Source organism: Dermacoccus sp. GAS27A (genome assembly GCF_044909235.1).
In the GTDB taxonomy this organism is placed as follows: Bacteria; Actinomycetota; Actinomycetes; order Actinomycetales; family Dermatophilaceae; genus Dermacoccus; species Dermacoccus nishinomiyaensis.
In genome coordinates this window covers 16,055-42,969 of the sequence record NZ_JBIYDW010000007.1, presented here as the reverse complement: position 1 = coordinate 42,969, position 26,915 = coordinate 16,055, and the positions used below count along the sequence as shown (strand labels likewise).

At 70.5% G+C, this 26,915-nt stretch carries 24 protein-coding genes and 1 riboswitch; of the genes, 9 read left to right on the top strand and 15 right to left on the bottom strand.

Features of this window, described 5'->3' with window-relative positions; translation table 11 throughout:
* Window positions 1–139 precede the first annotated feature (139 nt).
* A complete protein-coding gene (locus ABH936_RS08715; RefSeq protein ID WP_165584688.1) occupies window positions 140–1,936 on the top strand; it encodes an FUSC family protein in 1,797 nt (598 codons plus the stop codon).
* Between the two features lie 284 nt (window positions 1,937–2,220).
* Here ABH936_RS08715 and ABH936_RS08710 read toward each other — a convergent pair whose 3' ends face one another.
* The 4 genes from ABH936_RS08710 to ABH936_RS08695 form a co-directional block, all read right to left on the bottom strand.
* The gene (locus tag ABH936_RS08710) at window positions 2,221–3,201 is read right to left on the bottom strand and encodes an ATP-binding cassette domain-containing protein (protein WP_341352636.1); all 981 of its coding nucleotides are present in this window, start codon (window positions 3,199–3,201) and stop codon (window positions 2,221–2,223) included.
* 125 nt (window positions 3,202–3,326) lie between these two features.
* Entirely contained in the window at window positions 3,327–4,091 is a 765-nt protein-coding gene (cbiQ, locus tag ABH936_RS08705; protein WP_038569677.1) for a cobalt ECF transporter T component CbiQ, read from the bottom strand.
* 2 nt (window positions 4,092–4,093) lie between these two features.
* The gene (locus tag ABH936_RS08700) at window positions 4,094–4,498 is read right to left on the bottom strand and encodes an energy-coupling factor ABC transporter substrate-binding protein (protein WP_165584686.1); all 405 of its coding nucleotides are present in this window, start codon (window positions 4,496–4,498) and stop codon (window positions 4,094–4,096) included.
* Window positions 4,491–5,210, bottom strand: a complete 720-nt coding sequence (locus tag ABH936_RS08695) for an energy-coupling factor ABC transporter permease (protein ID WP_006947566.1) — start codon at window positions 5,208–5,210, stop codon at window positions 4,491–4,493. The genes ABH936_RS08700 and ABH936_RS08695 overlap by 8 nt, the downstream gene beginning before the upstream one ends.
* Window positions 5,211–5,257: 47 nt before the next feature.
* Window positions 5,258–5,326: riboswitch (cobalamin riboswitch) on the bottom strand.
* A 240-nt stretch (window positions 5,327–5,566) separates the two neighbouring features.
* Here ABH936_RS08695 and ABH936_RS08690 point away from each other — a divergent pair.
* Complete coding sequence (locus tag ABH936_RS08690; protein ID WP_006947571.1) at window positions 5,567–6,028, top strand: hypothetical protein; 462 nt, start codon at window positions 5,567–5,569, stop codon at window positions 6,026–6,028.
* A 289-nt stretch (window positions 6,029–6,317) separates the two neighbouring features.
* Here ABH936_RS08690 and ABH936_RS08685 read toward each other — a convergent pair whose 3' ends face one another.
* Window positions 6,318–7,013: an ABC transporter ATP-binding protein gene (locus ABH936_RS08685; protein WP_131941747.1), complete on the bottom strand. Its 696-nt coding sequence runs from the start codon at window positions 7,011–7,013 to the stop codon at window positions 6,318–6,320.
* Between the two features lie 94 nt (window positions 7,014–7,107).
* Window positions 7,108–8,184, bottom strand: coding sequence for an FtsX-like permease family protein (locus tag ABH936_RS08680; protein WP_006946338.1), 1,077 nt, complete (start codon window positions 8,182–8,184; stop codon window positions 7,108–7,110).
* A gap of 152 nt (window positions 8,185–8,336) precedes the next feature.
* On the opposite strand from ABH936_RS08680, the gene ABH936_RS08675 reads away from it, so the two are divergent.
* On the top strand, window positions 8,337–9,728 hold the full coding sequence (locus tag ABH936_RS08675; RefSeq protein WP_404603043.1) for a sensor histidine kinase: 1,392 nt from the start codon (window positions 8,337–8,339) through the stop codon (window positions 9,726–9,728).
* Window positions 9,725–10,357 carry a response regulator gene (locus ABH936_RS08670; protein WP_404603042.1) on the top strand — a complete coding sequence of 211 codons (633 nt, stop codon included), beginning with the start codon at window positions 9,725–9,727 and terminating at the stop codon, window positions 10,355–10,357. Before ABH936_RS08675 ends, ABH936_RS08670 begins: the two co-directional genes overlap by 4 nt.
* Window positions 10,358–10,378: 21 nt before the next feature.
* On the opposite strand, the gene ABH936_RS08665 is transcribed toward ABH936_RS08670, so the two are convergent.
* The 4 genes from ABH936_RS08665 to ABH936_RS08650 all read right to left on the bottom strand — a co-directional run bounded on the left by ABH936_RS08665 (window position 10,379) and on the right by ABH936_RS08650 (window position 14,466).
* Window positions 10,379–10,888 carry an NUDIX domain-containing protein gene (locus ABH936_RS08665; RefSeq protein WP_404603041.1) on the bottom strand — a complete coding sequence of 170 codons (510 nt, stop codon included), beginning with the start codon at window positions 10,886–10,888 and terminating at the stop codon, window positions 10,379–10,381.
* The gene (locus ABH936_RS08660) at window positions 10,885–12,024 is read right to left on the bottom strand and encodes an AI-2E family transporter (RefSeq protein WP_404603040.1); all 1,140 of its coding nucleotides are present in this window, start codon (window positions 12,022–12,024) and stop codon (window positions 10,885–10,887) included. The genes ABH936_RS08665 and ABH936_RS08660 overlap by 4 nt, the downstream gene beginning before the upstream one ends.
* A 12-nt stretch (window positions 12,025–12,036) precedes the next feature.
* Complete coding sequence (locus tag ABH936_RS08655) at window positions 12,037–12,672, bottom strand: ScbR family autoregulator-binding transcription factor (protein WP_404603039.1); 636 nt, start codon at window positions 12,670–12,672, stop codon at window positions 12,037–12,039.
* Between the two features lie 69 nt (window positions 12,673–12,741).
* Window positions 12,742–14,466, bottom strand: a complete 1,725-nt coding sequence (locus ABH936_RS08650) for an FAD-binding dehydrogenase (RefSeq protein WP_038569691.1) — start codon at window positions 14,464–14,466, stop codon at window positions 12,742–12,744.
* A gap of 209 nt (window positions 14,467–14,675) precedes the next feature.
* Here ABH936_RS08650 and ABH936_RS08645 point away from each other — a divergent pair, with 209 nt between their 5' ends.
* Entirely contained in the window at window positions 14,676–15,206 is a 531-nt protein-coding gene (locus tag ABH936_RS08645) for a GtrA family protein (RefSeq protein ID WP_006943451.1), read from the top strand.
* Window positions 15,207–15,286: 80 nt separating this feature from the next.
* On the opposite strand, the gene ABH936_RS08640 is transcribed toward ABH936_RS08645, so the two are convergent.
* A complete protein-coding gene (locus ABH936_RS08640) occupies window positions 15,287–16,066 on the bottom strand; it encodes a polyprenol monophosphomannose synthase (protein ID WP_038569692.1) in 780 nt (259 codons plus the stop codon).
* Window positions 16,067–16,226: 160 nt separating this feature from the next.
* On the opposite strand from ABH936_RS08640, the gene ABH936_RS08635 reads away from it, so the two are divergent.
* Window positions 16,227–17,120: a hypothetical protein gene (locus tag ABH936_RS08635; RefSeq protein ID WP_171969886.1), complete on the top strand. Its 894-nt coding sequence runs from the start codon at window positions 16,227–16,229 to the stop codon at window positions 17,118–17,120.
* Here ABH936_RS08635 and ABH936_RS08630 read toward each other — a convergent pair.
* From ABH936_RS08630 to ABH936_RS08620, 3 genes are all read right to left on the bottom strand, one after another.
* Window positions 17,071–17,556, bottom strand: a complete 486-nt coding sequence (locus ABH936_RS08630) for a hypothetical protein (protein WP_165584678.1) — start codon at window positions 17,554–17,556, stop codon at window positions 17,071–17,073. The genes ABH936_RS08635 and ABH936_RS08630 overlap by 50 nt on opposite strands.
* 238 nt (window positions 17,557–17,794) lie before the next feature.
* Window positions 17,795–18,997, bottom strand: a complete 1,203-nt coding sequence (locus ABH936_RS08625; protein ID WP_165584677.1) for an alpha/beta fold hydrolase — start codon at window positions 18,995–18,997, stop codon at window positions 17,795–17,797.
* Window positions 18,994–19,290: a YciI family protein gene (locus tag ABH936_RS08620; RefSeq protein WP_038569695.1), complete on the bottom strand. Its 297-nt coding sequence runs from the start codon at window positions 19,288–19,290 to the stop codon at window positions 18,994–18,996. The genes ABH936_RS08625 and ABH936_RS08620 overlap by 4 nt, the downstream gene beginning before the upstream one ends.
* Window positions 19,291–19,408: 118 nt before the next feature.
* On the opposite strand from ABH936_RS08620, the gene ABH936_RS08615 reads away from it, so the two are divergent.
* The gene (locus ABH936_RS08615; RefSeq protein ID WP_404603038.1) at window positions 19,409–21,142 is read left to right on the top strand and encodes a serine/threonine-protein kinase; all 1,734 of its coding nucleotides are present in this window, start codon (window positions 19,409–19,411) and stop codon (window positions 21,140–21,142) included.
* Window positions 21,143–21,360: 218 nt separating this feature from the next.
* Here the strand turns inward: ABH936_RS08615 and ABH936_RS08610 are convergent, their stop codons facing one another.
* Window positions 21,361–25,095: a proline dehydrogenase family protein gene (locus ABH936_RS08610; protein ID WP_404603037.1), complete on the bottom strand. Its 3,735-nt coding sequence runs from the start codon at window positions 25,093–25,095 to the stop codon at window positions 21,361–21,363.
* 186 nt (window positions 25,096–25,281) lie between these two features.
* Between ABH936_RS08610 and ABH936_RS08605 the strand changes: the two genes are divergently transcribed.
* Together ABH936_RS08605 and rraA are read left to right on the top strand one after the other, a co-directional pair.
* Window positions 25,282–26,025, top strand: coding sequence for a helix-turn-helix domain-containing protein (locus ABH936_RS08605; protein WP_404603036.1), 744 nt, complete (start codon window positions 25,282–25,284; stop codon window positions 26,023–26,025).
* 327 nt (window positions 26,026–26,352) lie between these two features.
* Window positions 26,353–26,883: a ribonuclease E activity regulator RraA gene (rraA, locus tag ABH936_RS08600; protein WP_404603035.1), complete on the top strand. Its 531-nt coding sequence runs from the start codon at window positions 26,353–26,355 to the stop codon at window positions 26,881–26,883.
* Window positions 26,884–26,915: the final 32 nt, after the last annotated feature.

Here is a 26,915-nt window from a genome sequence, read left to right as displayed (position 1 = left end):
GGAACCAGGAGCAACAGCAGAGCCAGCTCGCCGATGAGGTAGACCAGGACGACGATGAGCGGGACGAGCACCCGTGTGCATGTGGAGGCGAAAGGCCCAGGTTTCCGGGGTTGTCGGTGGCCAGGTTCACAATAGAGGCATGCCCCGCCTCACGATGATGCTCGCGCCGCCGCAGGTGCGTCGCGCTGCCCGTCGTCGCGGGGTGACGAAGGCGCGCCTCGCGGACGAGCTGCAGACGTTCGTCGAGGTCAAGCCCGCGCCGGGGCGCTGGAAGACGGCGGCACACATCACGACGTGCGTGACGCTGACGGTGCTGGCGTTGTCGTTCGTCCTCGGCCCACAGCTCGGCCTGCTCGGGTTGACGGGCACGTTCTTGTGCACCGTCAGCGTCAAGCGGACGTGGCGTCACCGCGTCACCATCCTCGCGTGCATGACGCTCGCGTACGTCGCGGCGTTGACGATCGGGGTGAGCGTCGCAGGACATGCGGTGCTCACGACGGTCGCGCTGACGGCGATCGCCGGCGTCAGTGTGCTTCTGTACCACGCGCTCGTCGGCGACCCGCCTGGCCCTGTCTTTCTGACGATCGGCCCGGCCATCGGTACGTATCTGCCTACGGTCGGCGTGCCCGGCAGCCGGTTCCTGCTGGCAGCAGGCTGTGGCGCCGTGATGTCGAGCGTGCTGAGCCTCGCGCTGCAGTACCCGCAGCGTCACGAACCGGAGGATCAAGCCGTCGACGAGGCGCAGGAGGCGTGTGACGCGTACTTCGAGTCAGACCCGGACGGCGATTTCGTCGAGACGGGCCGCCTGCGGGACACGGCGTACGCGTCGATCTTCTCCGCGGCGTGGGCGTTGAGCGCGGCGACGGGCCGCCGTCACCCCGACCCGCACTGGCGCGAGCTGACGAAGCGCCTGCGCCGGTTGCACATCGAAGTCGTCCAACGCACCGCCGCCACGCGACTGCCCGGGGCCGTGATCGCCGTCCCCGTCATGGCGCAGGCGCGCTACCTCGGACGCCCACCGCGGCGCTACCTGCTGCGCTGGGGGTTGTCGCGCTCGTCCTTGCCTGCGCTGATCGCGCGGCGCGCAGCGCTCGCGGTGCTGCTCACGTGCGTGCTCGCGTACGCACTCGGCGTCACGCATCCGTACTGGGCGGTCATGACGACGGCGCTGCTCATCTCCCTCGGCGGCGACCGGTTGACACTGACGCATCGCGCCGCGCACCGCTTCGTCGGCACGGTCGTCGGGGTGGGGTTGTTCTTCCTCGTCAGCCTCACGCATCCGAGCGGCTGGTGGGTCATCGTCGTCGCGCTGATGTGCGTGTACCTGCTGCAGTGGACGGTCGTGCGCAACTATGCGCTGGGCTCGATGTTCATCACGCCGATGGCGCTGCTCGTGGCGTCGGCGGGCACGGCGCACAAGCCGATCGGTGAGTTGATGCTCGATCGCATCTTCGAGACGGCCCTGTCGTGCGTCATCTGCCTGTTCGTGCTGTGGGCGTTCGGGCGGCGCCTGCCCGTGCTGCTCGTGCGTCGTCAGTTCCGTCGCGCCCTGCGCGCCCTCGAGCGGGTGCTGCTGCTCGTGGCCGACGGTGAGCACAACTCCGAGCGGGGCGTCAGCGCGCGGCGCGACCTCGTCTTCGAGCAGCTCGAGGCCGCGCACGTCCTGCAGATCGCACAGCGCGACCTGCCGCGCGTGCTCGGGTCGTGGAGCGAGCTCGAGGCGAGCCTCGGTTCGGCCACGTACGTGACCCTCGCGGCGTGCTGGACTCACGATCCGCTCGCTCACCTCGACGCCAACGCGATGGCGTCACGCCTCGCGCGCCTCATCCACGACCTGCCGCCCGTCTCGACACAGCTCGTCGACGCGACGACCATCGCCGCGAGCGTCGACGACCTACTCGACGTCGGGGGGCACGGCGCCGCGCCGCGCCCGTAGCGGTGTCGTCGCGACCGCCGAGGTGGCACTCCCCCACGTCCGACCCACCCACGCCATGAGTGAGAACATCCTGCGCGGCGTTGAGCAGAGCAACCGTGGCACCCGCCGACTGCCGTATCCACCAGCCGCCGAGCCCGCCAGCTGCCGACCACCGACCACCCCCGACCACCGACCACCGACCGCTGATTACCGACTGATGGTCACTGGCTGATGGCCGCCAGCTGCCAGCTGCCAGCTGCCAGCGGCACCTGTTGTCACCCCCCTGCGATGAGCGGCCGGGGCTGTCATTCCGCCTGAGCAGTGCCGTCACTGGAGCGTGAGACGCCACTGACCACAGCGTCGTATATCTCATCGACCGTGCGCGGTATCGCCCCGATGACAGGACGCCGGCGAGCGCCTGGACCTTCGCCGCCGGCGTCGCCGGGCCCCGTGTCGCCGGCGGTGTCACCAGGCCCCGAGTCGCCGCCAACGACCTCGTTGACGGCCTCGACGGCGCCCCCGTCGGCGCCCCCGTCGCGCGACGTCTGCGGTCCGGCACACGTCACGCCTGCGCGCGCCAACATCTGCGCCTGCCAGGGAGCGCGCAGCGCCGCGGCATGCAGGGCGGGCTCGTCGCTGAGCACAGGATGCGCGGCGTCCTGACGCAGGTGCCCGTCGTGCAGCAGCGCGACGTCGTCGGCCCACTCCCACGCGAACGCGAGGTCATGCGTCGACAGGGCGATCGTCGTACCGCGTTCCTCGAGCGACGTGAGGCTCGCGAGCAGCGCCTCGACGCCGGCCGGGTCGAGGCCGGCCGTCGGCTCGTCGAGCAGCAGGTACGCGGGGCGCATCGCGACGGCACCCGCGATGGCCACGCGTTTCTGCTGCCCGAACGACAGTTGATGAACCGGCCGATCCGCGAGGTCGCTGATCCCGAGGACGTCGAGCGTCTCCTCGACGCGTCGCCGCACCTCGTCGGGCGGCAGCCCGAGGTTGGTCGGGCCGAACGAGACGTCCGCGAAGACGTCCGCCGAGAACAACTGATCCGCCGGATCCTGAAGCACGAGCTGCACGAGCTGTCGATGACGCTCCAGCCCGCGCCGCGAACGCTGCAACGCCACCCCGTCGACGACGACGTCCCCCGACGTCGCCGCAACCGACCCGGCCACGGCGCGTAACAGCGTCGTCTTGCCTGCGCCGTTCGCGCCGACGAACGCGAGCCGCCGCCCCGGCTGCACGTTGAGGTCGACGCCGTCGAGTACGGCATCCCGACCGCGATACCCCACGCGCAGATCCCTGACACTCAACCCACGGGTACCAGTTGCCTCCCGGCCGCCGGGCTCAGCCACACGTGACTCACTATCTCGAGCGACGCCGTTCGGCCCAGCTTGCCTGTTCTGCAGCCACCTGTTCATCGCGACATCACCGCCCACGCCATGAGGGCGCCGACGACGAGCACGACACCACACAGCGACCGCCACGACGCCTGCCGCGCGGGCGTCGTGACGATGAGGTCGCCCGTGTATCCACGTCCGGCGAGCCCCGCTTCGAGGCGCTGGGCGCGCGTCCAGGCCCGGACGAGCACCCCCGCGAGCAGCGTCCCAGTGCTCGCGAGCGCCGCGCGGCGCGTCGCGTAGCCGAGGCGCGCCGTCTGACTCTCCCGGATCGTGCCGACCGAGTCGAGCAGCGTGAAGATCATCCGATACACGACGCCCGCGATCTCGACGAGAAACGCCGGCACCCCGACGCGCCGCAGCCCGCCGAGGACGTCCGTCATCGGCGTCGTCAGCGCGAGCACGAGGACGGCAGCCGCCCCCGCCGCTGCACGCGACCCCGTCAGAACGGCTCGATCGAGCGACGATCGCCCGATCGAGAACGGCCCCGCCTGCCACAGCGCGTCATCGGGCGCGGGGCCGATCGACACGAGCACGCCCACGAGGCCGATGACGACGAACACCGCCGGCAGCGCCCACACACGCAGCACGAGCCCGGGCGCGACGCGCGCACCCACCGTGACGGCGACGAACGCGACGACGACGACGGCCAGGTCGACGCGCACGTCCCGCGCCACCATCGCCACGGCGAGAAGACCGAGCGCCAGCGCAGCCTTCTCGCTGACGGCATGCGAGCGCCACGCGCTGCTCCACGCCGCCTCGTCGATCGCGAGATGAGCCACGCTCAGGCGATCCGCGAACCGTCGGGCGCGTTCGTGACGACACCCGTCGCAGCGTCATCACCCGGGGCAGCACGACGTGACGCAACACCGCTACCCGCACTCGCGACACCCGACGCCGCGTCGCGGTTCTTGCGACGCTCGCGGAACGTGCCGAGGACGAAGCCGAGGAAGCCCGCACCGAGCGCGGCCTGCATCGCGAACAGCCCCGATTCGACCTCGCCACCGGGCTGCGTCCAGAACGGCTCGAACCACGGCTTGTAGTCGGGGTCGGACTTCTCGATGGTCTCGGTGGCCGCAGCGTCCGTGCCACCGAAGTCGCCACTGCGCGTGCCCATGACGAGCGCCAGGACGAAGATCGCCGCCGCGAGCACGACGAGGAGGACGTTCGTCAGTCGACGGTCACGCACGGCTCGCCTCCTTCGCCTCGACGTCGGCCGAGACCGCGACACCCGCATCGAACCCACGATCGCGTCCGAATCCGAGACCGGCGAGCTCCGGGCCGGCCCAGGAGCGCAGCGCGTTCATGAGCAGCACACCGACGAGGCCTTCGACGATGGCGAGCGGAATCTGCGTCACCGCGAACAGCCCGAGAAACCGCGACCATGCGCCGACGAAACCCGTCGCGCGGTCGGGGAAGGCGAGGGCGAGCTGCGTCGCCGTCGTCACGTACGTCATGAGGTCGGAGACGGCGACGGCGCAGAACACGGCGATCGACAGCGGCGCGCGACGCATCAGCCGATAGACGCCGTACCCGGCCCACGGCCCGACGACGGCCATCGACATGACGTTCGCGCCGAGCGTCGTCAGCCCGCCGTGGGCGAGCAACAGCGCCTGGAACAGCAGCACGATCGTGCCCAGCGCCGCCATGACGGGCGGGCGGAAGATGATGGCGCCCTCACCGGTGCCCGTCGGATGCGACGAACTCCCGGTGACGGACGGCAACTTGATGGCCGACAGCACGAACGAATACGCCCCGACCCCGCCGAGCAGCAGCTTCGACTCCGGATGCTTCTCGATCGTGCGCTTGATCTCGCGCGCTCCGTGGATGACGAAGGGGGCCGCTACCGCACTCCAGGCGGCAGCGTGAACAGGGGGCAAGAACCCCTCAGCGATATGCATGAGTGCACCTTCCCGGGATGACGCGTCCCGCTCGATGGCGTCGCCCCGAGTTCCTGACTCACGGAAATCCCGTTCACAGTGGCGCGACCGTGCCGGATTCTCACCGGCTTCCTCGTCCTGGGTGACGCGCGCTGACCACCCTAGCGAACCGCCCGCCCGCCGTGGGCGCCCGGGACGTAGCAGCTCCCGCAACGGTGATCACACCTTCGTCGTGCCCGGCCCGCCCCTCTGACGGCCCCTCGCGCCACCGCCCCACGGCCAGGCTTCCCTCCGGCTCTCCCCACGCCCGCGCTGCGCGCACCGCACCACGTCGACATTGCGACGTCAACACCACGCCAGATCGCCCGCGAGCGCTCATGGCCGACGCACAGGATCTCGACATCACCCACCCACACGCGAGCGCGAACGTGGGGGACGTGGAGAACACGACGGTGACACGAGTCCTGACGGTGGCAGGCGGCGTCCTCGCAGCCTGGATCCCGGTGCTCTACCTGCGCCTGGACGCGCAGCGCGTCGACCCTGCGAGCATCGCGGCGTGGTTGGGGCTCGACGTGAGCGAACTCCTCGCCCTCACCGCACTCGTTCTGGCCACCAGTCGACGCGCCGCGGCCACCCGGCTCATCGGGCTCGTCGCCGCGACGCTGTTCGTCCTCGACGCCGTCACGGACATCGCGAGCGCGACCACGACAAGTTCGCTCGCCACCGCCGTCGCCATGGCGCTCGCCGCCGAGATCCCCGTCGCTCTCGGATGCCTACGCCTCGCCCTGATGCATGACGCGCCGGCCACGACGACGCAGCTGGCTCACGTCAGCTCCTGACCAACGCCGGCGCGAGAACAGGCGCCAGCTCGAACTCCCGTCCCCAACCGCGATTCGCGTCCCCATCTGCGAATCCCGTCCACAACGACTCGCCGACCTCACACCTACCGTCGAGACGCCGAAACCACGAGGCGACGCCACCGTGAGACGCCGCAACCACGAGACGACGAACGCCGGCCGGATGCTTGTCGCATCCGGCCGGCGCCATGTTCGCCTACGCCCGATTCCTCGCGTCGTCTCCGTCGAGGCGATCAGGCGCCGAGGCCAGCACTACGACGAGGCGCCGACATCAACCCTGCGTCGGGGCCGCCTCGAGCGTGCGCAGGCGACCGTCGACCATCTCGTGCAGCGAGTCGACGGCGTCGAGGGTGTGCAGGTCGTGCGTCACCATGATGGTCGCGGCCTGGTGCTCGTGCGTCACCTTGCCGAGCAGTTCGACGACGGCGGTGCCGCGCTCGGTGTCGAGCGACGCGGTCGGTTCGTCGACGAGCAGCAGCTTCGGCTCGTTCATCAGCGCGCGGGCGATGCCGACACGCTGACGCTGACCGCCGGAGAGCGCTGCGGGGCGGCGGTCGAAGACCTTCTCCAACCCGACGGCGGCGAGCAGTTCCTCGGCCCGCGATGCGGTGTCCTTGCCGTGACGCCCGGCGATGCGCGCAACGATCTCGAGCTGCTCCACGGACGTCAGCGACGCGATGAGGTTGCTCTGCTGGAAGACGAACCCGATCGACGACAGGCGCACCGCTGCGGCGTCCTTGTGCGAGAGCCCCGAGACGACCTTGCCGTCGATCGTCACGATGCCGGAGTCGGGCGTCTGCAGCAGGCCGGCGACGGCGAGCAGCGACGACTTGCCGGAACCCGACGGGCCCGTCACCGCGGCGAACTCGCCCGCGGCGACGTGCAACGACACGTCGTTGACGGCCGTGATGCGCCCCGAGGCGCCGTCGGGGAAGGTCAGCGTCGCGTTCTTGACGTCGAGGCTCATCGGGCTGCTCCTGGCGCGGTGGTGGGGACGAGGGTGGCGTCGAGGCTCATCGCGCGGCCTTCGACACGAGGTACGGGTGCATGACGACGAAGGCTCATCGCGCGGCCCCCAGTGCGGTGTTGGGGTCGACGGTCACGATGCGGCGCACGCTGACGAGCGCGCCGAGCAGACCGAGAACGAACAGCAGCGCCAGCGGGACGAGCGTGGTGGTGAGGCTGAGGACGAACGGCACCGTGCCCTGCGCGAAGTAGCCGAGGACGGTCGCGACGATCGTGCCGAGGCCGCCACCGATGAGCAGCAGGATGGCGGCCTGACCCATGGCGTCACGCACGAGGTAGCCGGTGTGCGCGCCCATCGCCTTGAGGACGGCGAGGTCGGGCGTGCGCTGGATCGTCCAGACGGTGAAGAACGCGCCGACGACGAGGGCGGAGACGAGCATGAGCATGACGCGCATGAGCGTCAGCGAGCCGTTCTCGGCCTGGTAGGCGCTGATCGTGCTGAGCGACGTCTTCGGGTCCTGCACGTCGAGGCCGGTCGCCGAGGTGAGCGCGTCCTTCGAGAACCCGCTGCCCGTCTTGACGAGCGCGACGGTGCCCGAGCCCTGGCCGAGCAGGCCGGCGGCCTTCGCGTCGTTCTCCGTCATCCACACGACGGGCTGGTGCTGGTACGACGCGTCGTCGCTCAGCTTCGCGACGCGAACGCTCTTGTTGTTGAACGAGATCGACTCGCCCTCCTTGAGCGCGGCGTCCTTCGTGATCGTCTTGCCGACGACGACGGAGCCGTTCTTCACCCCCTTCGGCGCGGCGAACGAACCGTCCGGGACGGCGAAGATGGCGACCGCCGACGGCACACCGGAGACACTCGCGCGGCCCTGCGTGATCGTCAGCGGCGAGGCGTCGGTGACGCCCTTGACCGATTTGATCTTGTCGATGTCCTTCGCCTCGACGTGGGAGCTGTCATACCCGACCTTCTGCCCCTTCGCGGGGGCCGAGAAGCCGATCTGGTCGACACCGTGCGAGGGCAACGTGTCGATGGCCGACACGCTCTCCTTCGCGAGGCCGGCCGCGAGGCCGGTCAGCATGACGACGAGCAGCGTGATCAGGGCGATGACGCCGCCGATAAGGGCGAAACGACCCTTGGCGTACGCAAGGTCTCGAGTTGCGAGGAACATCAACCTCTTCTTTCGGCACAGGTTCTCCAGGTTTTCTCCATTCGAGCGCGATTCATCCCCTGCGCGCATCACCCAGGCAGTGGGAGAACGCGTCAACCGTTCGGTTGACGTCCGTGCGCGTTCGACGCATCCACGCGGCAAAATGGACGGTGATGAGTACCACCGACCCCACCACCGACTCCGAACGCACCATCCGCATCATGCAGGCCGCGATGCACGTCCTGTTCGTCGTGCTGCTCGTCGTCGGGGTGATCCGGGCGCTCGCCGGAGACGCCTCGCCGTTCGCCGTCATCGCCGCGACGGTCGTGTTCACCGGCGTCTACCTGAGCGGCCTCGTCGTCGAACGCCGCGCGCGCCGCGCCCAGTCGCTGCGCGCCGCCCAGGATTCGCACACCGGCCAGGTGTGGATCATCGCGCTGACGCTCGCGTGGTGCCTGACGCTCGCCGTCGCGCCTGACTTCGCGTGGGTGGCGTTCGCGCTGTACTTCCTCGTCCTGCACGTCGCGATCCGGCCCATCGCTGCCGCCCTCGTGCCCCTCGTCCTCGTCGCGAGCGTCGCCGCCCTCGTCTCGCGCCCCGACGGACGCAACGTCGGCACCGTCATCGGCCCGATCATGGGGATGATCGTCGCGCTCGGCATCTCGTGGGTGTACGCCCAGCTGCGCGCGGAGAACACGCGCCGCCGCGAACTCGTCACCCAGCTCGTCGCCGCGCAGGACGACGTGCTCGCGACGCAGGAGACGCTCGCCCTCGCCCAGCACCGCGCCGGCGTCCTCGCCGAGCGCGAGCGCCTCGCGCACGACATCCACGACACCCTCGCGCAGGGCTTCTCCAGCATCGTGCTGCTGTCGCGCGCGGGCCTCGCCCGTAACCAGCACGCCCGCACCCAGCACGCGAGCGCCCAGGCCACCCACGACAGCGCCGCGCATGCCGGCGACGAGATGGCGCGCCTGCTCGAGCAGATCGAGTCGACGGCCGCGCAGGGCCTCGCCGACTCGCGCGAGGTCGTCCATGCCCTGACGCCGAGCGACCTCGTCGACGCGCCGTTGTCCGGCGCGCTCGAGCGCCTCACCGCGCGCCTGACGGAGCACACCGGCATCCGCGCCGACACGACCTGCGACGGCGAACCGCGCCCACTGCCGGCCCCAGTCGATGTCGCGCTGCTGCGCATCGCGCAGAGCGCCCTCGCCAACGTGCGGACCCACAGCAAAGCGCAGCGCGTCGGCGTGACGCTCAGCTACCGACCCGACGAGGTCGGCCTCGAAGTCATCGACGACGGCGTGGGTTTCACCGACGCCGACGTCGAATGCGCGCCCCTGGGCGGCAGCGGATTCGGCCTGCGCGCCATGCGGGAACGCCTCGACGCACTCGGCGGCCACCTCGAGATCGAATCCCAGCCCGGCGAGGGCGCCGCCCTCATCGCGACCATCCCCACCAGCGGCCCCTACAAGGCGGTGAGGCAGGAGAACACCGAGCCCGCCCCTGCCCTGACGGCCGGAGTCGAACCGCACGTGGCAACCCCGACGGAAAGCAGCCTCCGATGACGAGCGTCATCCTCACCGACGACCATCCCGTCGTGCGCGCGGGCCTACGAGCGCTGCTCGACGCGTCGGGCATCGACGTCCTCGACGAGGCCGGCAGCGGCGAGGAGGCCCTGCGCGTGCTCGACCGCCTCGCCGAGCAGGGGGTGCGCCCCGACGTCGTCCTCATGGATCTGCAGATGGGGCCCGGCCTCGACGGCGTCGCGGCGACGCGCGCCATCCGAGCCCGCGACGACGCGCCTCGCGTCCTCATCCTCACCACCTACGACACGGACGCCGACATCGTGCGGGGCGTCGAAGCCGGCGCGTCAGGCTACCTGCTCAAGGACGCACCGCCCGCCGACCTCGTCGAGGCCGTGCACCGCGCCTCACGCGGCGAGACGGTGCTCGCGCCCGCCATCGCGGCGCGCCTCGTCAACCGGTTGTCCTCGCCCGCACCGACGCTGACGGCCCGCGAACTCGACGTGCTCGACGCCGTCGCCGGCGGCGCGACGAACAAGGAGATCGCGAAGCACCTCTTCGTCTCCGAGGCGACCGTCAAGACGCACCTCGTGCACATCAACGAAAAACTGGGCGCCACCTCGCGCACCGAAGCGGTGGCACTCGCACGACGCGCCGGGCTGCTGCGCTGAGAAGCGCGCAGGGCTGAACCCTCAGTCGCCGCGCCCGACGACACGCCCCACGCTTGATGGCTGCCGCGCGAGGCGCACGGCGCGCTGGATGCGGCGCGTCGACTTGTCGGGGTGCGGTAGTTCGTCGAGCGCGAACCATCCGGATTCGAGGGCTTCGCTCGCCACCTCGACCTCGGGGCGCTCGTCGCACACGACGCGGAAGATGACGTCGACGTGCCGGATCTCCGGGTCGAAATCAGTGGCCATGACGCTACCCGGCTCGATGTCGAGGCCCGTCTCCTCACGCACCTCGCGCACGACGGCGTCCTGCGGTTGCTCGCCGGCGTCGATGAGGCCGCCCGGTAGCGACCATCCGCTGCGGTGCGCCTGACGCAGCGCGAGCACGCGCCCGTCGTGCTCGATGATGGCGACGGCGCCGGCGCTGAACGTCGGCTGCATGGCGTGCACGATGTGGTGGCTGAGCCCGGCGGGCAGCATCCGGTAGACGCGCAGCGCGGCCATCCGCAGCGCTCCGGGACGCTCGGCGTTCACATGGCCTCCTTGGCGCGGCGTTCGAGCTGACGTTCGTCGACGGCGTCGAGATCCTCGTCGCCGTGTTCCTCGAGATGGTAGCTGCGCATCACCTTGACCATGTTGTTGACGACGGCGATGAGCGGCACGGCCGTGAACGCGCCGAACGCCCCGCCGAGCAGCGTGCCGGCGCTCACGCCGATGAGGATGACGACGGGGTGCAGGTCGACGAACCGTCCGAGGATGAGGGGGTTGACGAGGTTGCCGAGCAGCTGCACGAGCACCGTGAGGATCGCGACGAGCACGAGCGCGGTGACGAGCCCGTTGCCGACGAACGCGACGGCGAACATGAGCGCCGCGGCGAGCAGCACCCCGACGAGCGGGATGAGCGAGCCGAGGAAGATGACGACGGTCAGCGGGACGGCGAGGGGCACGTCCGCGAACCAGAGCACGGGCAGCATCGCCGCCGCGTTGAGCAGGGCGAGCAGCACGAGCGAGCGCATGTAGACGACGAGGGTGCGCCACGCCGCCGCGCCCGCGAGGTCGACGTGGTTGTGCGCGCCACGCGGCAGCAGCCGCACGATCCAACGCCAGATGGAGCCGTCGTCGGCGAGCAGGAACAACGCGCAGAACAGCGTGAGCAGCAGCGCCGACAGCCCGCCCGTGACGATGCCGACGTGCGCCGCCGCCCAGCCGACGATGTCGGCCGTGTGGTTGCTCAGCGTCGTTCCGAGGTCGGTCGTGTAGCGGCTCGCCGAGGTTTCGTCGATCTTCAGCGGCCCGTCGACGAGCCAGTGCCGCGCGCCCTGCTCGGCGAGCGTCAGCTGTCGGGCGAACTCGCCGCCGGAGTCGTCGATCTGCGCCACGACGAACGCGATCAGCCCCGCAGCCGAACCGACACCGACGAAGAACGCGATGACCGCGGATGTCGTGCGCCCCACGCCGCGCCGCACCAGCCACGACACGATCGGAGCGAGGAGCGCCGCGAACATCACCCCGGTGACGAAGGAGACGGTGACGACGCCGAGACGCGTGACGCCCCAGAAGAACGCGAGCACCCCGACGGCGATGGCGAGCAAACACACCGACCACCACGCGGCCACCCGCACGCCGTACGGCACGGCCTCACGCGCCGACTCCACCCTCTGCTGTTCCATGGCCCAAGAGTGTCACGCGGTGGGGCGGGCGCGACGCAGCGTCACACCGGCGAGCGCTTCGGGCCTCACGAGGGTCGCCCCGGCGTGCGTCCAGAACTGTTCGATCTCGGCGTGCAGGCGCGACGACGGGTCGCTCGCGCGTGCTGACAGGTGCAGCCCGAGGACGGTCGCACTGAGCATGCGCGCCACGACGCCCGTGTCGACCCCGGCATTGAGGCACCCCGCAGCGGCGACCTCGTCGAGCATGTCGCGGGTCGTCTCCTGCCACACCCCGAACGACGCCGGACGCCCCGCGCCGTAGGTCTCGCGCTCGATCGCGAGCCGAGCCGTCGCCTGGAAGATCGGGTCGTCGGCGAGCCCGTCACAGGTGAGGTAGCCGTAGTCGACGAGGCGTTGCACCGGCGAGCCCGCCAGGGCGGCGACGGCGTCGCGCAGCCACGTCGTGTGCGCGGCGAGGACGGCGTCGGCGACCTCTTCCTTCGTGTCGAAGTGGAAGTACAGCGCGCGCTTCGTCACGCCCGAGCGCGTCATGATGTCGGCGATGGTCGCGCCGGCGAAACCGTGCTCGGCGAACGCCTCGGCGGCGCCCGTCAGGATGCGAGAGCGCGTCTCGTGCGCACGCGCCTGGGTGATTTTCCGCTGCGCCACCGAGCCACCCCCTCATGGTCGTCTCGTATTTCGGCCTGCGGATTCAATCACGAATTGTTATGTCGTCCGTCATGCCACTCGGGAGGCGGCCACCCCGGCCGCTCGCCCGGAGAACAGGCATCCTCCGAGGAACGTGCCCTCGAGCGCGTTGAAGCCGTGGACGCCTCCCCCACCGAAGCCGGCGGCCTCACCGGCGGCGAACAGCCCCGGCACGACGCGGCCGCGAGCGTCGAGCACGCGCGAGTCGAGGTCGGTCTGGATGCCGCCGAGACTCTTGCGCGTCAGCACGTGCAGCTTGATGCCGACGAGCGGGCCCTGCCTCTCGTCGAGCACGCGGTGCGACGCCGACACGCGCGCCAGCCGGTCGCCGAGGTAGCGGCGCGCGTTGTGGATCGCCATGACCTGCACGTCCTTGCCGTAGGCGTTGTCGACCTGCGCGTCACGCTCCTCGATCTGCCGACGCACGTGTGCCGCATCGAGCAGCGGCTCGTCCGTCAACTCGTTCATCTTCGCGACGAGCTCTTCGAGCGTCTCGGCGACGACGAAGTCCTCGCCGTGCTCGACGAAGTCGGCGACCGCTCGCGGCGCACCCTTGGCCAGCCGCGCCCGCACGACCTCGCGGCGGCTCCCGGACGTCAGGTCGAGGTTCTGCTCCGAGCCGGAGAGGGCGAACTCCTTCTCCAGCATCGGTTGGGTGACGATGAACCACGAGTGGTCGTACGCGCGGATCGCCGGGTCGCTGCGCAGGTGACGCAGCGTGCCGCGCGTGTCGAAACCGGGCAGGCACGGCATCGGCATGCGACGTCCGATCGCGTCGAACCACAGCGGCGACGGGCCGGGCAGGATGCGGATGGCGTGCTGCGGCCACACCGGGTTCCAGTTTCGGATGCCTTCGGTGTAGTGCCACATCCGATCACGGTTGACGAGGCGCGCGCCCGCGTCCGCGGCGATCTCGAGCATGCGCCCGTCGACGTAGGCGGGCACCCCCGTCAGCATCGAACGCGGCGCCTCGCCGAGATCCGCCGGCCACCAGCGCCGCACGAGGTCGTGGTTGCCACCGATGCCACCGCTCGCGACGATGACCGACGGCGCCGTGAACTCGAACCCGCCGACGACGTCGCGGTTCGACGCGACACCGCGCTCCGCGTCGTCGGGAGCGAGGACGCTGCCGCGCACGCCGGTGACGGCGCGAGCACCACCGTCGGCAGGGGTCTCGACGATGAATTCGTCGACGCGATGACGGTGCGCGAACGTCAGCAGGCCCCGGGCCTCGGCATCGAGCGCCTTCTCGACGAAGGGGCCGCTCACGCCCGTGCCGGTGCCCCACGCGATGTGGAAGCGGGGCACCGAGTTGCCGTGACCCCCGGCGCGACCGTCGCCTCGCTCGGCCCACCCGACCATTGGCGTGAGCTCGATTCCGTTCTCGCGCAACCACTCCCGCTTGCCGCCGGCCGCCCACTCGACGTAGGCGCGCGCCCAGCGCTTTCCCCAGACGTCCTCACCGAGGGGCTCACCGGACGCGTTCGCCTCACCCTCGAGGCGGTCCCACTGGGCGCTGCCGCACCAGTCCTGCCACGCGAGCTCGAGGCTGTCGCGCACCCGCAGGCGGCGCTGCTCGGGCGAGTCGACGAGGAACAACCCACCGAACGACCAGTGCGCCTGAGCGCCCAGATTGGCGCGATTCTCCTGCTCGACGACGACGACGCGGCGCCCCCGCGACGTCAGTTCGGCCGCCGCCACGAGACCTGCCAGCCCCGCGCCCACGACGATCGCGTCGAAACTCTTCCCGTCCATGCCCACCTCCAAAGTCTCGTCGCACGCACTGTCTCGGGACGACGCGTCACGTCGCGGCCTGTATCGAACGCCAGGGTTCGATGTGATGCCGATCACTGTACTCACGGGTTTTCGGGCGCATCGACGAACGACGAAAAGGCGCTGCGCGGCCGTCCGATGTGCTGACGTTCTCAGCCCGTCAGAAGGCGCAATGGGTAGCATCGGACGTTATGACCTCACGGACCGCAGCGGCGCGCCCCGACGAGACGCCCGCGGCCGGAGCGTCATCGCTCGGGGCCGACTCGTCCGGGCACCAGGCGACTACGGCGTCGTCCCCGCTCGCCGCGTTCTGGCGCGAGCTCAGCACGTTCGGCATCATCGGCGTGCTCAACATCTTCATCGACATGGGCCTGTACAACTGGCTGCGCGCCGGCCCGCTCGACGGCAAGGTGACGACCGCGAAGATCATCTCGGGCGCCGTGGCCACCGTGTTCGCATGGGTCGGCAACCGGTACTGGACGTTCCGTCACCGCGAGAACCGTCCGCTGCACCACGAGGTCGTGTTGTTCTTCGCCGTCAACGGTGTCGCACTCGCCGCCACCTCGGCCTGGGTCGCGTTCGCGCACTACGTGCTGGGGGCCCGCGGCGCGTTGTGGGAGAACGTGCACGCCCTCATCGGCATCGGAATCGGCACCATCCTGCGCTTCGTCGCCTACCGGACGATCGTGTTCGGCGCCGCCGCAGAGGATCCGAAAGCCTGACGCGCAGGAGCGGGATCAGGGGGCTGAGCGCCGTGCGCCCACCCGGGACACGAGGTGCCCGACCACATCACCCTCGAACGCTAGGACCGTCGCGCCCGCACCCGCGACAGGAGGTGCCCGGCCTGTTCGCGCCGCAGTTCGAGACCCCAGCCGGCGACGGCGAGCAGCGCCTCGCTGATGATGTTGCCCGACATCTTCGACGTGCCGAGTTCGCGCTCGCTGAATCGGATCGGGTGCTCGACGATGCGCGCCCCGGCCCGGATCGAGCGCCACGTCAGGTCGATCTGGAAGCCGTAACCGGCTGACGTCACGCTCGCGAGGTCGATCTGGCGCAGCAGCGTCGCGCGGTAGACGCGGAACCCGGCCGTCGCGTCATGGACTCGGGTGCCGAGCATCGCCTGGACGTAGACGTTGGCGCCGCGGCTGAGGATCTCGCGGTTCTTCGGCCAGTTGACGACGGAGCCGCCCTTGATCCAGCGGGAGCCGATGACGAGGTCGGCGCCGGCCGCGAGCGCGAGCATCGCAGGCAGTTCCTCGGCCGGGTGCGAACCGTCCGCGTCGATCTCGACGAGCGCGTCGTAGCCGCGCTCCAGACCCCACGCGAAACCGGCGAGGTAGGCCTTGCCGAGGCCCTCCTTGCCGCGACGGTGCATGACATGCACGTGGGCGTCGGCCGCCGCCATCTCATCGGCGAGCTGTCCTGTCCCGTCGGGCGAGTTGTCGTCGAGGACGAGGATGTCGGCGTCGGGGACGGCACTCCGGATGCGCTCGACGATGACCGGCAGGTTCTCCCGCTCGTCGTACGTCGGCACGAGAACGAGCACTCGCTCGATCGGTGCGCGATCCGCTGCGTCGACCACCAAAGACCTCCCCACGAGCGCCAGGCGGGCGCCAGGCTGTGCATACCCTATCGGTGGCGACGGACAATGGAGCAATGAACCCAGCACGAATCGCGGTCGCCGGGCATCCGCAGGCCCTCGTGCGACGCACACCCCCCGGCCGGGTCGCATGAGCGCCGACATGAACATGGGCACCGTCGCCGAGGCCGTCACGACGCTCTACGGCGGCGACCCGGCCGACTTCGTCGCGGTGCGCAAGGAACTCGCCGCAGCCGCACGTACCGCCGGTGAGCGCGATGCTGCCCGTGAGATCGCCGCGCTCCGCAAGCCCACCGCCGCGGCCGCGGCCGTCAACCACCTCGACGACGGCGCCATCAGCGACGTCCTTGCCCTCGGCGAACAGATGCGTGCCGCGCAGACCTCGCTCGACGCGGCCACGCTCAAGGAGTTGTCGGCCCGACGGCAGGAACTGCTGCAGCAGATCGTCACGCGGCACGACCTGAACGGCTCGCTCGCCGAGGCCGTGCGCGCCACGCTGCTCGCGGCGATCGCGGACCGGCAGGCAGCCGACGCCGTGGCGACCCGCGCACTCGTGCGGCCACTGAGCTACAGCGGGTGGGGCGACGTCGACCTCACCGACGCCGTCGCGCACCGCGACGCGCCTGCGCGCCCCGCGCTGCGACTCGTCGCCGGCGGTACGCCTGCCCAAGACCGAATCCGCGGTGCTGCGGCCGCGACATCAGCCCCATCCGCTTCCTCCTCCGCGGATGGAGCCTCCCCGCAGGTCGCCGACACCCAGAGCCGGCGGGATGAGGACGAGCAGGAGAAAGCCGAACGTGGGGCCGCCGAGCGCGAGAGCGCCCAGAGGCGGCGGGCCGAGCAGGAGCAGCGCGAGAAGGCAGCGCTGGCCGAGATGGATGCCCGCATCGCGCGGTTGCGAGTCCGCGTCGAGGCGGCGCAGAAGGCCTACGACGCAGCGAGAGCGGCCCGCGACTCGGCGCGGGCCGCTCTCGAAGAGGCGTTGCTCAGGCGCTCTTCGATGCCTGGGGGAACATCGTCGAGCAGTAGCTCGTGAGGTCCTCGACGGCGCTGTTGTACGACGTCGTGTCGACCGTCTTCGCCGGCTTCTCCGCCTTCTTCAACGCATCGACCTGAGCCGCAGCTGCGTCGGCCTTCTTCTTGAACGACGAATCACCGGAATGCTTCCCGTCCGAGCGCAGCGAATCCGCGAGCGAACCCATCGTCTTCGTCGCCTTCTGCAGGTCGGCGTCCTTGTGAGAGTCGACGGCGTCGTTCCACGCCGCGTTCGCCGAGACGACCTGGCTGTTCGACGAGATGCAGGCCTTGCGCAGCGCAAGTGTCGCGCCGGGCTTGCCGGAGGCCGAACTCGACTGGCTGACCTGCACGCTCGGGTCGTCGCCGCTGTTGCCGCAGGCACCGAGCGTGAGCGTCAGACCGGCGCAGGCACCGAGCACCGACAGCGTGCGGGCGGGTCGAAGAGTGAAGGTCACTGGGTCCTCTCAGGAAGGTCGGGGTGGGTCACGATGACGGACGATCGACTCCACCGTGACACATTCGTGACCTTGGCGGCCAGTCAGCACGCGGTGACACCCGCCACGCACAGTGCCATCCACCAGCGACCAGAACCAGCGCGCGCGAGGCGATCCTGAGCGAGCGGTGGTAAACACCATGCACGGTGCCGGCAATCGGCGGCCCGAGCCGGGCGTCGGGCTCGGGCCGTCTTGCTCGTCAGGACGCTGCCGCCCCCACGATGCAGCGTGCGACCCACCCCGCGGCCTCGTAGATCGGCACGTGGCCGAGGCCGGGGCCTTCGAGGAACGCCCAGGCCGGGTGACGAGCGGCGATGCGACGCGCCGCGGAGACGGGCACGAGGCGATCGCGCTCGCCGTGCACGAGCGTGACGGGCACCCGCAACTCACTCAGCACGCGACGGTAGCGCGGGCTTCCAGCAGCCACGACGAGCGAGTTGGCGGCCCGCACGAGCCCGGGCACGGAGTCCTGGTTCTCCGCCAGAGCACGGACCTCCTCGACGGAGCGTCGCATCACCCACTTCGGCACGCGATGCGGGTCGGCGACGACCGTCAGGACGCCCTCGACGCCCATGCGGTCGATGCCGCGGCGCGCGGCGTAACGCGGGATGACGCGTCGCGCCGCGGGTGGACACATGTAGAGGGAGAAGGTGACGAGCACGGACCAGTGCGGCCGATCCTGCGGGTGCAGCGGCAGCACGGGGTCGACGAGCACGAGACGCGACACGAGCTCAGGGTGCTTCGCGGTCATCATCGCGACGATCATCCCGCCCATCGAGTTGCCGACGAGGACGACGTCGCTCAGACCGAGCTGACGCAGGTACGCCGCGAGCAGATCGACGTTGTCGGAGACGGCTGAGCGGTTCGACCCACTCGTGCGGCCGAACCCTGCGAGGTCGAGCGCCAGCACGCGACCGTGCTCGGTGAGGAACGGCCACAACGGCTCCCAGTTGGCGAGGCTGCCGCCGAGACCATGGACGAGCACATACGTCGGGCGACCAGTCGGCGCGGCTTCGGGGTGGGGCTCAGCGTCGGCGGCACCAGGGTCGGCCGCAGCGTCAGCCGCGGCGTGCTCCCGTTGCTCGCCGGCGAGCGACGCGTTCACGCCCGGGACGTCGACACCCCCGTCACTCGAGGCGTTGTCGGGCTGATCATCAGGCCCGCTGTCGCGGTGGAAGACCTCGACGCGATCGTCCCCGATGTCGATGACGACGCTCGTGATCGGTGGCAGCTTCGGCTCCGGCAGGTCCGCGTTCGCCAGCGACACATTTGCGTGGCTCGACGATGCGCCCTCAGACGCCGGCGATTCGTCAATGTCTGCCCTCTCGGCGAGGCGCGAGGTGTCGACGAACGAGGTGCCGGACGTGCCGTCAGGTGCGGGCTCGCGTGGCGTCTCCGTCATCGTTCGAGGTGTTCGGCGAACGTCGGCGCCTGCGAGCCGAGGACGGGCGTGTAGGGGCGGATCGTGCGTTCGACGACGATGCCCTCGAGCAAGAACGGGTCGCGGTCGAGGCGCTCGGCGACATCCTCACGCGTCGGCGCGGCGATGACGAGCAGCGCACCGTCGGGCTCGGCGAGGGGTCCGGACAGCAGCATGCCCTCGACCTGCGAGAGGTAGGTGCGGTGCTCGGGGCGGTGGGCGTCGCGGGCGGCGACGTCGTCGGAATACGTGTAGGTGACAGCGAAGATGGCCATGATCTCTCCTACGCCACGCGCCGGTCGGCGGGCAAGTCGGGGTTGGTGCCCGAGAGTAGCCCCAGACGCGGCGGCGCGCCCATAGGATCGTCCCAACGAGGCAGGGAGGGAACTCGGCGTGAGCGAGGGTTGGCAGCTGGGAAGCCGCTACACGCTCGAGCGGCAGATCGGCTCGGGCGCGATGGGGCAGGTGTGGGTCGGGCATGACGTCGACGGCCACACCCTGGCCTTCAAACTGCTGCGCCCCGAACTCGCCGACGACCCCGGCGTCGTCGCGCGCTTCCTGCAGGAACGCAACCTCCTCGTCGGCCTGCGCAGCCCGTACGTCATCCGCGTGCACGACCTCGTCGTCGAGGGCCCGCGCCTCGCGATCGTCATGGACTACGTCGCCGGCGACTCCCTGCGCGCCCTCCTGCAACGGCGCGGCAACCTGACCCCGCACGATGTCGCGACGCTCGGCGCCCAGATCGCACAGGGCCTCGCCACCGTCCACGGCGCGGGTGTGCTGCACCGCGACCTCAAGCCCGAGAACGTCCTGCTCGCCGACGATCCCGACGCGATGTCGAGGGCTGCGATATCGAGGGCTACGACCGAGACCTCCTTGCCCGCCGCCGCATCGACGCGGACGTCCACCGACGCGCTGGGCACTCTCGTGCCGAGGCTCGCCGACTTCGGGGTGGCCTCCCTCGTCACGCAGACGGGGCAGGTGGCGACGGCGAACGTCATCGGCACGCCGCAGTACCTCGCGCCCGAACTCGGCGACGGGCAACCGAGCGGACGTGCGGGCGACCTCTACGCGCTCGGCGTCACGCTGTACGAGATGGCGTGCGGCGCGGTGCCGTTCCACGCGGACTCGCCCGTCGCGTTGCTGCGCCTGCACGCCGATCACGCGCCGACGCGCCCCGACGACATCCCCGATGCCCTGTGGGTGCTCATCGCCGAGCTGCTCGCGAAGAACCCGCACGAACGCCCGGACGATGCCGCAGCCGTCGCACAGCGACTGTGGGCCATGGCGCCGCAGTTCGCCGGCGCCCCCGCCGCGCCCATGCTCAGCGCACCGCCGCGGACGTCACGGATCGTCGCCGCAGGGGCGTCGGAAAGTTCCGCGCCCATCGGATCGCCCGCGCCCATGTCAGGCGCCGCCGCGGTGGCGGCGCTGCCTGCGGGCGCAGGTGGGGCGGTCGGCGCGGGCGGCGTGGGTGGCGTGGCCGGCCCGGGTGGGCCGAATCCCGCCGATCACCTGGGCACAGCGTCGGCGACGAGCGACACTCCGAGCGGGGGGCAGCACCGGCGCAGCGTCTGGCTGGCGGTGACGCTCGTCGCCGGTCTCGCTCTCATCGCGCTCGTCGCGTGGCTGCTGCTGCGCGACTCCTCCTCGTCGCATGGCGCAGCTCCGGCGCCGTCATCGTCGACGTCGAGTCGTTCGGCGCAGCCACGAGACGTCCCCCTGTCGGGCGCGCTGTCGGGCGGGGCGCGCACGGCGAGCGTGCGCGTCGGCGGATCCTCGTACGACGACGCCGTCGTGCCGTTGCTCACCGACCGCCAGGCGTGCACCGCCGCGGCACAGTTCGCCCTCGATCGTCGCTACGACGAAGTGGCGTTCACCGTCGGCGCCACCGACGCCCAGCCCGGGGGGACGAACATGCAGCCGGAGGGCACGACGACCGTGACCGTCCGCGTCGACGGCAGCGCCAAGCAGACCGTCACCCTCGGCGGCAAGCAGGCCAAGACACTCCGCGTGCCCGTCAGCGGTGCCCGTACGTTGAACGTCGACACCGACTCGATCGGCTGCTCGCCCGCGCTCGACACCGCCCCGGTCGCCCTCGTCGCCGGCACCCTGCGCACATCCTGACGCCCTGGGCGCCCCGCGCCGCCCTCACGCCCTGGATACCCCCGGCGCCACCCACCCACTCAGGCCCCGCCCACCTGCGATTTTCGTCCGCATTCGCGATCTATGTCCACACTCGCGAATCTCGTCCACATTCAACTCGAACCAACTGCGTGACGAGCCGCCCCTGACGGCTCGTCACGCAGTAGACCTCGGTGGGTCACCGATTCGGCGTCAACCGGTCAGCGCATCAGCTCCGGCGCAACGTGGCCGAAGCGGTGCAGTGTCCGCGAGATGGCCTGTTCGCGCAGGAACGTCAGCAGTTCCCGGCGTCCCGTCGACAGCACCTCGCCGAACAGCGGCGTGATGCTCGCGCCCTGGTCCTCGCCGGGAGCTGACGCGAGCGCGGCGGCCGTCTCGCCGTCGGCGTCCGCGCCGACCATGCGGATGCGCAGCGGCTCGCCGTCGCGCGTGCGCTCACGGCACCAGGTGACGAACTGCGCCGAGCTCTCGACCGACCCCATGCGGTTCAGCCAGACGAGTGCCTGTCGTCCCTCGCCCGTCGCCGCCAGGCGCGTCAGCGCCGGCTGCAGCGCGACGTCCCACGACAGGTACACGCTCGAACCGACGAGGTGCGCTCCGAGTACCAGTCGCGCCACCTCGGCGAGCGTGCGGTCCGCGACGGCGTCGACGTCGCCGTCCGCCGAAGTCTCGCCGAGCTCCGCGCGCACGACGACCTGCGGCTGCGGGCGGTAGCGGAAGACGTTCGACTCGGCGCGCAGCGACGACGGGTCGGCCTCGATGCCGAGCTCCTCGCGCCACGCGAACGCGTCGGAACGCAGCGACGCATGCAGCCACTCGCGGTCGGCTTCGTTTCGCGCCAGCGGCGACAGGATCTCGAGCAGGTCGCGCACCCGCGGCATGATCGGCGCGCCCTGACGCGCGACGCCGTCAGGCACCCATGTGCCGAACTGCGCGACGTAGTTCGGCCCGCCCGCCTTCGCGCCGGGGCCCATGACGGATTCCTTCCACCCGCCGAAGCTCTGACGCTGCACGATCGCGCCCGTGATGTGACGGTTGACGTAACAGTTGCCCGCTTCGACGTGCTCCTGCCAGTACGTGACCTCGTCCTCGTCGAGGCTGTGGATGCCAGCGGTGAGGCCGAACTGCGTCGCGTTCTGCAGTTCGAGCGCCTCCTCGAGCGTGTCGGCGTGCATGAGGCCGAGCACGGGGCCGAAGACCTCGGTCATGTGGAAGAACGAGCCGGGCTTCACGCCGTCCTTGAGGCCGGGGCTCCACAGGCGGCCGGTGTCGTCGAGCTGCTTCGGCTCGACGAGCCACGTCTCACCCGGTTCGAGCGTCGTCAGCGCCTTGAGCAGCTTGCCCGACGGCGGCTCGATGACCGGGCCCATCGTCGTGCCGAGGTCGCTCGGCCAGCCGACGCGCAGCGACTTGACGGCGTCGACGAGCTGCTCACGGAACCGCTTCGACGTCGCGACCGAGCCGACGAGGATGCCGAGCGAGGCAGCCGAGCACTTCTGCCCGGCGTGCCCGAACGCCGACTTCATGAGGTCGGCAGCGGCGAGGTCGAGGTCGGCGGCGGGCGTGACGACGAGTGCGTTCTTGCCGCTCGTCTCACCGAACACGCGCGGCCCACCGGCGTGACGCGCGCGCCACCCGGCGAACAGGCGACCCGTCTCGATCGAGCCGGTGAGGATGACGGTGTCGACGTCGTCGTGCGCGACGAGCGCGCGGCCGTTGTCGTCCTCCTCGACGCGGACGACCTGCGCGGCGTCGCGCGGGATGCCCGCAGCCCACAGGGCCTCCATCGCGACCTCGACGCAGCCGACCGTCTGCGGTGCCGGCTTGATGACGACGGCCGATCCGCTCGCGAGCGCCGCGAGCACCGAACCGATCGGGATGGCGACGGGGAAATTCCACGGCGGAGTGACGAGCGTGAGGCGGCGAGGCTCGAATCGTGCTCCGTCAGAAGCCATTCCGGTGACCAACTCTTCGCAGCGGTCGGCGTAGTAGCGCGCGAAGTCGATCGCCTCCGAGATCTCCGGGTCGACCTGGTCGATCGTCTTGCCCCCCTCGGCGGCCGCGACGGTGACGAGATCACCGCGACGCTTCTCGATCTCCCGCGCCGCCTCACGCAGCAGCGCGGCACGCTCGGTGTTGGAACGTCCGGCCCACCCGGCCTGCGCCGCGACGCCGCGCGCGACGACGTCGTCGACCATCTCGCGCGACGTGAGCTGCGGCGACGTCAGCGGCGCCGGCTGACGCGTGACGGCCTCCCGCGCCCAATCGCGCACCGCGGGCAGCGCCGGGTCGGAGTCGGCCGTGTTCTCGAAGAAGTCTCCGATCGGCGCGCGCTCGGGCGAGCGTCGCGGGCCGACGGGCGTCGAGGCGATCGCGTCGATCGACTCACGGAAGCGTCGCTCCTGGTCCTGCATCGCCGACAGCGCACCGGTGCCGACGAGGCCGTCACGCACGTACTTGTGACGCTCGGCCGCACCCTCGTCGTGGCTGAACATGGCGTGCAGGAAGTTCTGCTCCGCCGCGTTCTCCTCGAGGCGACGGATGAGGTAGGAGACGGCGACGTCGAAGTCCTCGCGCTTCACGACGGGCGTGTAGAGCAGGACGGTGCCGACGTCGGCCTTCACCGCGCGGGCCTGCGACGGCGCCATGCCCTGCAGCATCTCGACGTCGAGGTGCTCGCTCACGCCACGCTTCTCGGCGAGCAGGTGCGCCATCGCGACGTCGTACAGGTTGTGCGAGGCGACACCGAGGCGGCACACCTCCATCGCGTCGGCGCGCGTCGCGCGCTCGATGAAGCGCAGGTAGTTCGCGTCGACGTCCTCCTTCGACGTGTACGGCGCCTGCTTCCAGTCGTGCAGTTCGGCCTCGACGCGCTCCATCGCGAGGTTCGCGCCCTTGACGAGACGCACCTTGATGCCCGCGCCACCGTTGGCCTTGCGCTCCTTCGCGAACGCGATGAGACGCTCGAGCGCCGGCACCGCGTCCGGCAGGTAGGCCTGCAGGACGATGCCCGCCTCGAGGTCGTGGAACTCCGGCTCCGACAGCAGGCGCGTGAACAGCTCGATCGTCAGGTCGAGGTCGCGGTACTCCTCCATGTCGAGGTTGACGAACTTCTTCTTGATGTCGCCGCGGTTGACGTTCGCGGCGCCCCCACCCGGCTGGCCTGCGTCGGCGTTGGCGTCACCGGTGTTCGACGATGGCGACGACGCGTCGCTCGCCGTGCCGTTCGCGACGCGGTAGATCGGACGCAGCCGCTCGAGGGCGCGCTCGACGGTGCCCTCGGCGTCCCACGTCGAGATCTGCGAGACGAGGCAGCTGACCTTGATCGAGACGTAGTCGACGTCGTCGCGCGCGAGCAGCTTGCGCGTCTCCTCGGTGCGACGCGCGGCCTCGGCCTCACCGAGGACGGCCTCGCCGAGCAAATTGATGTTGAGGCGGAAGCCGTCGGCGTGCGCCTTGACGAGGTGCTTCGCGAGCGTCGGGTCGCTCGCGTCGACGACGAGGTGGCCGACGAGCTGACGCAGACGCGTGCGCGCCGCGGGCACGACGACGGGCGGCATCGTCGTCGCGAGGCGGGAACCGAGGCCGAGCAGCTTCGCGTCGAGCTTGCCCATGAACCCGGTCGCCTCGTTCGACGACAGGCGCGCGAGCTCGCGCGCGGCGGCCGTGTTGTCCTCGGGGCGCGCGACGCGGTCGACGAACTTCACCGCGAGGTCGAGGCCCTTCTCGTCACGCAGCAGCGCGCCGAGCTGGTCGCTCGTGCGCTTCTCGGCCTTCGTCTGGCCGGCCTCGGTCGCGTCGCTCCAACGGTTCGCGAGGGCGACGGCGTCCTCGACGAGGTCGTGCAGTTCGGCGAACGTCGCAGCGTCGTCGGACGGGGTGGTGTCGACGGTGGTGGCGCCCGGGGTGTGGGGTCCGTCAGTGATCTGGCTCATACCACCAGTCAAACCCCTCCTGACCGCTAAAGTCTTGCCCGCCTGCCGCAGCCTCGCCGCGGGTATCGGCCAGAACGGCCCGTCGTGACGGTTCGTGTCGCCGGCGGGACGGGAAGACCCGGGGACCTGTGGGGCTGGCGAGGTCTGTGGGCCTGGCGGTGCCGACGCGCCCGCTACCCTTCCCTCATGACGACGGCACCGACGCTCGACGCCCTACGTGGCGCGCTCGGACCCGCCGTCCTCGAAATGGTCGATCACCTGCCGGGCACGATGTTCTGCGTCAAGGGTGCGGACGGTCGCTACCTCGCCGTCAACCCGACGTTCGTCGAGCGCACGAAGAAGCGCTCGCGCGGTGACGTCGTCGGGCGTCGCGCGGCCGAGCTGTTCGTGCCGGAGCTCGCCGAGCGCTACGAGGAGCAGGACGCGCGTGTCCTGTCGTCCGGCAAGCCGCTGTTCAACGAGCTCGAGCTGATCCGCGCCTCGGGCGGGCCGTTTCGTTGGCACATCACGGCGAAGGTGCCGCTGCGCGACCAGGCGGGGCGTGTCGTCGGCATCGCCAGCATGTCGCAGGACGTCGGCGAGGCCGCCGAGGACGACCCGGCGATGACGTCGCTCGGCGCCGTGCGCGCCTACATCGACGCGCACCTCGACCAGCCGGTGACGTCGCAGGATCTCGCCCGCGTCGCGGGATGCTCGGTCGACACGCTGGAGCGACGCTCGCGCCGCGTGTTCGGACGTTCGCCGCGCCAACTGGTCCTGTCGTCACGCATCGACGCCGCGCGCGAGATGCTCACCGCCAAAGAGCTGACGCTGGCGCAGATCGCCGACCGCTGTGGCTACTCCGACCAGGCCGCGTTCAACCGCACGTTCACGCGCCTCGTCGGCATGCCCCCGGGACGTTATCGCCGCGAGCGCCGCACCCAGGGCTGACGTGATCCGACCCGACCTGACCTGATCCCGAGCCCCACCCCAGCCAACGGCCGGCACCGCCCGCGCGCCGACAGCATCCCGATTCCGAATGTGACCAAGAATCGCGAATGTGGACGAAAATCGCAGAGTGGCACGGCCCCGTACCCATCGGCGAATCCCGTCCCCCTGTGCGAATCCTGTCCCCATTCGCGATTTTCGTCCGCTTCTGCGATTTTCGTCCACATTCACCGTTCATCGCTCCGACCCCGGCCGTCACCGCCGCGCCTCGTCTTGATCCGCGGCCCGCGACGCCCCATGGGGCGTCCTCGCGAAATAGCGTGGACCTGCATGCCCTTCGAACCCGACGAAAGGACGCCTCTCATGGCCGACATCGCCACCGCCGACCTCTATGACGAGCTCGGCGACGCGCTCGACTCGTGCTCCACCCAGTTCACTCAGTACGGCGGACGCGCGCGGTTCAGCGGCACGATCGTGACGATCAAGTGCTTCCGCGACAACCAGATCGTCAAGGAGACACTCAACTCGCCGGGCGCGGGCAAGGTGCTCGTCGTCGACGGCGACGGCAACGTCGAGAGCGCCCTGATGGGCGACATGATCGCCGAGGCCGCCGTCGTGAACGGGTGGGAGGGCGTCATCATCAACGGCGCCATCCGTGACAGCGCCGCGGTCGCGAAACTCGACCTCGGCACCAAGGCTCTCGGCACGAACCCGCGCAAGTCGGCGAAGGACGGCAAGGGCGAGAAGGACGTTCCGGTGACGTTCGGGGGCGCCACGTTCACGCCCGGCGACCATCTGTGGAGCGACGAGGACGGCATCGTCGTCACGTCCGCGGAACACGCCTCCACCTTCCTGTCCTGACGGGCCCGACAAGCCCGACCTGATGCCGATCT